Genomic DNA, 6,549 nt, shown 5'->3' with positions numbered 1-6,549 from the left:
CGCATCCCGTCCGGGACAGCGAGCCTATCGGTAACATTCAACGTGAGGCAATGCGCCCCCCCTTAGGCGAACTGAGGATTTGACCCCCTCTCATTGCTTTGTGGCTCCCTCAGTTTCGAGTGCTGATCCAGCCTTCTGCAGCAGGCCGGAACGGCGTTTCTCTCGCAGCCGGTAGCTGTCGCCGCGGATGGGGATTCCGGGTGTCGGGGTGATCACCGCCAGTGCCATGGTGGCAGCGATCGGAACCGGAGCCGCCTTCGCCAAAGGTCGTGACTTCGCGGCTTGGCTGGGGTTAGTGCCCAAGCAGATCTCAACCGGTGATCGCACCATCCTAGCTGTTTGGTACTGGCATCAGGTTGCAATACCATTCGTTCTCTGGGGTTAGTGTCAGGTGGTATGTTAGAGACAGGGTACCCGCTGAGGATCAAGGTATGTCCGCGGATGGTCCCTTGAGAGGTACGACAGCCGGCTGGTCATGAAACGTTGCGATCGCAGGGGGATCCGCTGGTCGCTCGCACAGACCAGCCATCTGGATCAGGCCGAACCCGAATGTGGGGTCCCACCCAGGCGTACCAAGATCGTGCGTGTACTCTTCGAGGCGAAACTGAACGGCTTTGGCATCTAACGCCGGGTTGGACGCGAGCATTACGCCTGCGGCGGCCGATACAAACGGGACGGCATAGGACGTCCCTGTCCTCAACGTGCCGCTGCCCCGGGCCGAGGCCGTCCAGACATTCACCCCGGGCGCCGCAAGATCAACATATGGACCCCGCGTCGCCCGCCGGTAAACATTCAGCGCATGGTCGACGGCTGTGACCGCAATAACCCAGGGATAGGCAGCAGGATAGGAGGGTTCGGCACCGGCTCCATTGTTGCCGGCGGCCGCCACGATCACGATGCCCTTGGCCTGGGCGGCGGCAATGGCTTTATGGAGAACCTCGTTCGCAGGCCCGGACAGACTCAAGTTGATGACCCGAACCCCGCGTTCGGCCAAGGCCTCAATCGCCGTGACCAGCGACGTCACGTCCGTTCGGTCGGCGGTGCCGCCGTCGCGATAGAAGGCATCGACCGCAATGATCTTTGCCGCTGGCACCAGACCAGGGGTTGGACTGTCCGGCCGCCCCACGAGGAGGGCCGCAATGGCCGTGCCGTGATCGGGCAGCGAGGGCATGGCGCGGCGGGTGGGCTGAGCCAAGACCTCGATGGCCTGTCCCTTCAGGGCGTCATGCTCAATATTAATACCGGTGTCGATCACACCGATAAGGGGAGCCGGGCCGCATTGCGAGGTGTTCGGACCCGACCATTTCACGAGAGAGGCCCAGTTCAGGAGCGCGGTGGCCTGGCACTCGGCGCCCATGCAGGCGGAGGTGCTCTCATCGAGATAGAAGAACTGATCGAGATCGACCGAGGCTTGAGCATTGACCAGACGGACCCGCTGCCGGGCCTGCGTCACCGAAACGCCGGCTGGTACCTGAAGCCTGATCACCTGAGGCGTGAGGCTGCCCTGCGTCCGGGTCTCGATCCGGAAGCCTTGGGCGGTCAGTCGCGCCAAATCCGCCTGCGACAAGCCCGAAGCCACGATGGAATGGGATGACTGGCGTGGCTTGGGACGGCGATCGATCTCCTCGACGAACGGAACGGCACGGGCTTGTGGAGCCTTGATCGAAGTTGCAGTCTCCGCTGCCTGCACCTGAGCGGCAGCTTTGGCTCGGCTGGGCGTCTGCGGGGTGGATGCAGCAGCCTTGCCCCGGCTCGCCGAAGCCTTGCCGGTGCTTGCCTGGGCCTTGTCATTGGCCCGTTGGCTTTTGCCGCCCGATGCGTTTGCGGCACTTGGTGTGCTGGTTTTTGAATTACCCTTGCTGCTGCTTGGACCCGCTGCCGCACTCGTTGCCTTACCTGGATTGGCCTTCCCGTTGTTGCTCGAACTGGCCTTGCGGGCGTTGCCTCCGGCATTGTTGTTGCCTTTGCTCGCGCCAGGACTGCCAACTCCGGCACTATTGCCGCGACCGACACTGCCACTGGGACTGCTGGACGCGCCATTGCCGCGACCGAGCCCGCCAGCGCTCCCACGGCCGGCTCCGCCGTCTATGCCGCCGCCCAGACCTCCGGCGTTAGAGTTGCCTCTGCTGCCGCCATTGCCATTCCCGTTGCCGCTGCCATTACCGTTGCCGTTGCTATTTCCCCCGCTGTTACTGCTCCCGCTGCCGCCAGCGTTCCCCTGATTGCCGGCGTTGCCACCTCCGCTACCTTGGCCTCCATTGCTACCGTTCCCACCGCTGTTTCCGGCCCCGCCGCCACCAGAATTCCCGTTGCCGTTGCCTGCGCCGCCAGCCGAGCCACCGCCATTCCCGCCTCCTGCGTTGCTCCCGCCGCTACCGCCACCGTTCCCGTTACCATTTCCGCCGCTGTTCCCGTTCCCGCCGCCGTCGCCCCTACCACCTCCATTGGCGTCGCCATTCCCGTTTCCGCTCCCCCCGCCATTGCCACCATCACCACCTTTGGCGAGGGCTGACCCGTCGAGGATGGGCGGAACGGATCCGTGGCCGAAATCGAGCTGGATGCGGAGGGGGAAAGCAGCCGCAATGCCTGCTATCGCGATAAGTGTATGTCGCCACCAGCGTGTCATGCTGTCCTCTCGGGCCGGCAGCTCAGCCGCCAACCCGGCCGTTGCATCGTGATCGAAACGTCAAGGCTGAACCCAACCTGAAAGGTTGGTCCCACAATGCACTGAATCGCACATCGTGTATCGTACCTGAGATGAACGGAAACGAACTAATCACGAAATATATCGGATCTTAAGCTTGGCAATATCATTGAGATACTAGAGGCATTGGAGTAGTGCCTTCGTTGTGCCAGCCGTTACTGCTCGACCTCGGATGACAACTCAGAACGGCATCCGCGCGAGATGAGCTCCTGATCGATCGCCGGCATTATCGCCCAAACACATTTATCCTGGCGACGAGGTGCATCCCACCAACCGTAGTTTGGCCCCGGTCCCAGTGTTGCGCCGAACAGGAATTACACCTGTACCCTCTCGCTCCCGTGCCTTGCCTATGTGACTACTACAGCCGGGTTTGTGCGTTGTCATAGACACGGAGGTGTCGCGCCATGACGCACGCAAGCGAGGCCCACCGCTGGGCCGCTCAGTTGGACGATCTCGCCACCCGAATTGCTCCCCGCTTCAGCCGCATCGAACCACGACGACGGGCCCGGGCCTATCTGCAAGGTCTGCTGTCACCGCTGGAGCGCAAGAACGGCTGGCTGGAATTGCTTCGGTTTAGATACTGCTGGCGAATCCGCTTCAGGGCTACCGAGGCAGCTGCCAAGCTTGTAACGTGGGCGACCGGCGCTCTATGTCCGAGTGCTGCAGGTCACCGCTCCGACTGCGAATGAAGCGGCAACATCGAATTCGCCAGCAGTACCGGTTGAGTGGAGAGCGGTTCGTTAGCTATCCGGCGAGCGTTTCGAACTGAGCCGGGCTGAGATAGTCGAGCGTCGAGTGACGCCGGACCGGGTTGTAGAAGCCGTCGATGTATCGGCCGACTGCCGCCTTGGCCTCGGCCCTCGTCTGGTAGACGGTGCGCCAGACCAGTTCGGATTTCAAGCTCTTGAAGAAGGTCTCGACCACCGCGTTGATGCTCCTATAGGGGTCAAGAGGTTGGCGAGACTGTTGTGGGCGGCCTGCTGGCGCGGCAGAGATAGCCGAAGATCTCCCGCGCGACAAAGCGCTTGAGACAACGAATGATCTCCATCTTGCCCTTTCCTTCTGCCGTTCGTCGGCGGACATACTCGAGGGTCGGTGGATGGCTGCGCATCCGGATAATGACCACACGATACAAAGCCGCGTTGGCCTGACGATTGCCGCCGCGGTTGAGCCGGTGGCGCGTGGTCTTGTCGCTCGAGGCGGGAATAGGACAGGCGCCACACAGCTTGGCGAAGGCCGCTTCGGAGCGAATGCGCTCAGGATTGTCGCCCACGAGGATCAGCATCTCGGCCACTGTACCAGTTGACATGCCATGAGCTTCCTTCAGGGCTGGAGCGCAGGCGCCGGTCAGAGCATCGAGAGCGGCATCGTGGCTCTTAATCTCAGCATCGAGCATCAGCCAGCGCCGGGCCAGAGCGCGCAAGGCCACTTTGGCTGAGGCTGTTGGTGAGGTCATCGCTCCCGGACGTAAGGCGGCCAAAGGGCCATCTTGCCAGTGAGGCCCTCAAGGCTCTCGCGCAGGGCAGCGGGCGCGTTGAGAATGATCGTCTTGAGGGTGACCATCGCCTGGGTCCGGCTCTTGACGGCGGTGTCTCGCGTCACCTTGAGGTGGCGGATCATCTCGACCGCGCCGGTGCCCGACTTCGGGGCCGCCCTTGCCTGGCCACTGAGAACGGCGCGGGCCGCGTTCTCGGCGTCCAATGGATCGTTCTTGCCGTGCTGATGCTGGATCTGGCGATTGGGGCGATTGACCTCGATGACGCTGTGGCCCTTTGCCTGCAGGAAGCGCGTCAGGCCTGCCCCATAGGAGCCGGTCCCCTCGACCCCGAAGGCCCTCACGGGGCCAAAGGATCGGGCCCAGGTCTCCAGCTCCTGATAGCCTCTGCGGCTCGCCGGCAGGGTCATGGCGCCAAGGCGGGCTCCTAAAGCATCGGACCCAAAAGTGGATTCCACTTTTGGGATCGGATCCGATGCCATCCTTCTTGGATGAGAGCATCGTTGATGCGGAAAACCGGATCCACTTTTCCGCACGATGCTCTAGACCGTTGATGGCGACAGCGGTATGGGCCTCCTTGTGAGTGTCAATGCCGATGATGATCTCGGCAGGATCGGTCTCTTGCATTCCTCGTCCTCCGCGGCTGAGGCCCTGACGGGTTCCTGCGGGCGGACAGGACTGTGACGGGACAAGTTCCCTCAAGCTCCTATCAAGTCACGCGACAGCAGATCGTCAGGCGCCCCCCGGAGGACCGACACGTCAACGCAATGACACGCGGTCAATCGTAACAAGGGTCAGGCCCTCCGAGCGGCTCTGACATTCTCACAGTCGAAGCAATTTCCTTTTCCCGACATCGAGATCCGGAGGTCGTGTTTCCTCAGCTCCGCACGATAGGCCGTCGCGCAGTATTGACTGCCGCGGACGCCCTTCTGTTCGTCGAGCGGTGATACGAGCCTGGTTGATCTCCTTTTGCCGCTGGCCGATTAAGGTGAACACTTCGCGAGCGATGTAGCGTTTGAGACACCGGATCACCTCAAGCTTGGAATGGCCCTCAGCCAGGCGCTTGGCCATTTAGGCCTTGGTCCGCGGGTCGGTCCGGAGCCGCCCGATGGCAGTGATGTGCAAGGCGCTGTTAGCAGCTCGATCGCCGCCCCTGTTGAGGCGGTGGCGCGTCGTCTTGCCAGACGAAGCAGGAACCGGGCTTACGCCGCACAATGCCGCGAAGCTCGCTTCAGAATGCAGACGCTCCGGGTTATCCCCTGCCGTCAGGAGCAGCTGTGCAGCACCTGCGTGACCGATCGAGTTCCGAGCCACCAGATTGGGCGCGAGTTCATCGACGGTGGCACTGATCATGGCGTCCAGATCAGCAACCTCATCGTGCAGTTCGAGATAGCGGCGCCCCAACGACTTGAGACTGACCCTGTAGGCGGAGATGACGTTACGATCATCTGTCAGATCCGGCCGCCAGGCCGCCAAGGTCCTGACGAGCTGCATGCGGGTCATCTTGCGCAAGGTGTCCCGAAGATCATCGGGTGCGCAGACGATCGTGTTGTGGATCATCTGCAGCGCGACGCGCCGGGCAGCGACTGCTGTCTTTCGGCAGGCTTTGAGAACCCGGAGGGACTCGATCATCCCGTCACGGGTCTTGGGCGTGACGGTGCGCTTGCCAGCAAAGGCCGCATGGGCTGCGTTCTGAGCATCCAGATCATCGTTCTTTCCACGCTTGCGACGGTCATGTTTATCCGGGGTTGTCACCTCCAGAACTTCGACACCAGCATTCTGCATGTAACGCAGGAGCCCGGCGCCGTATGTGCCTCTAGCCTCAACCCCGATGCACCGCAGCTGTCCGAAGGATCGCATCCAGGCGAGCATCTGCCGATATCCTTGCCGCGTCGTTGCGAAGGACTTGCTTGCGAGCACATGATCGTGCTCATCGACAACGGCAGCGACATGAAGATCTTTATGCGTGTCGACGCCCCCAACGACGAGACGTAGTGCAACCTCCTGAACAACTTCCATACCGGCTCTCCAAGTTCGACCGTGGATCGATGGCTTGCCGAGACCGGATGCTTGGACAGGACAGTAACGCGACAGGAAGTCAGGCCCTTCTCGGGTCACATGCATCGGTGAGGCAAACCTCACCGCAGGGCTCCCGGGCGGCCGACAGGTCCGGGGAAAGACACGGATCTGGTCGATCAGAGTGTGGGTCAGGCCACGCCGGGACACCTTGCGGCACCAGCCACTCTAAACGGTCTATCGCTGTGAGGGTCAGGCCGCCCAGGAACACTGGTCAGGGGACGGATTCAAACAGTCGTCGCAACACCCTGAAGGAGGAGGTTGCGATGAGCAT

Annotated in this window: 3 protein-coding genes and 4 pseudogenes; 2 read left to right on the top strand and 5 right to left on the bottom strand. The window is 62.1% G+C overall.

Annotated elements, in window-relative coordinates; genetic code table 11:
• Positions 1-193: 193 nt before the first annotated feature.
• A pseudogene (locus OC446_RS28775) lies at positions 194-334 on the top strand (transposase); the annotation flags it as partial.
• Positions 335-424: 90 nt separating this feature from the next.
• Here the strand turns inward: OC446_RS28775 and OC446_RS28770 are convergent.
• The gene (locus OC446_RS28770; protein ID WP_262032354.1) at positions 425-1,690 is read right to left on the bottom strand and encodes a S8 family serine peptidase; all 1,266 of its coding nucleotides are present in this window, start codon (positions 1,688-1,690) and stop codon (positions 425-427) included.
• 1,418 nt (positions 1,691-3,108) lie between these two features.
• Between OC446_RS28770 and OC446_RS28765 the strand changes: the two are divergent.
• Positions 3,109-3,261: pseudogene (locus OC446_RS28765) on the top strand (IS701 family transposase); the annotation flags it as partial.
• A 187-nt stretch (positions 3,262-3,448) separates the two neighbouring features.
• Here the strand turns inward: OC446_RS28765 and OC446_RS28760 are convergent.
• The 4 genes and pseudogenes from OC446_RS28760 to OC446_RS28745 all read right to left on the bottom strand — a co-directional run.
• Positions 3,449-3,634, bottom strand: a pseudogene (locus OC446_RS28760) (IS3 family transposase); the annotation flags it as partial.
• A 16-nt stretch (positions 3,635-3,650) separates the two neighbouring features.
• Positions 3,651-4,160: a transposase gene (locus OC446_RS28755; RefSeq protein WP_262032353.1), complete on the bottom strand. Its 510-nt coding sequence runs from the start codon at positions 4,158-4,160 to the stop codon at positions 3,651-3,653.
• Positions 4,157-4,609, bottom strand: coding sequence for an IS110 family transposase (locus tag OC446_RS28750; RefSeq protein ID WP_262032352.1), 453 nt, complete (start codon positions 4,607-4,609; stop codon positions 4,157-4,159). Before OC446_RS28750 ends, OC446_RS28755 begins: the two co-directional genes overlap by 4 nt.
• Positions 4,610-5,138: 529 nt before the next feature.
• Positions 5,139-6,218: pseudogene (locus OC446_RS28745) on the bottom strand (IS110 family transposase); the annotation flags it as partial.
• Positions 6,219-6,549 lie beyond the last annotated feature (331 nt).

It is taken from the genome of Microvirga sp. Mcv34 (assembly GCF_024519725.1).
Lineage (GTDB): Bacteria > Pseudomonadota > Alphaproteobacteria > Rhizobiales > Beijerinckiaceae > Microvirga.
Note: the sequence above shows the minus strand (reverse complement) of the source record. Positions and strands in the feature narration are given on the sequence as shown.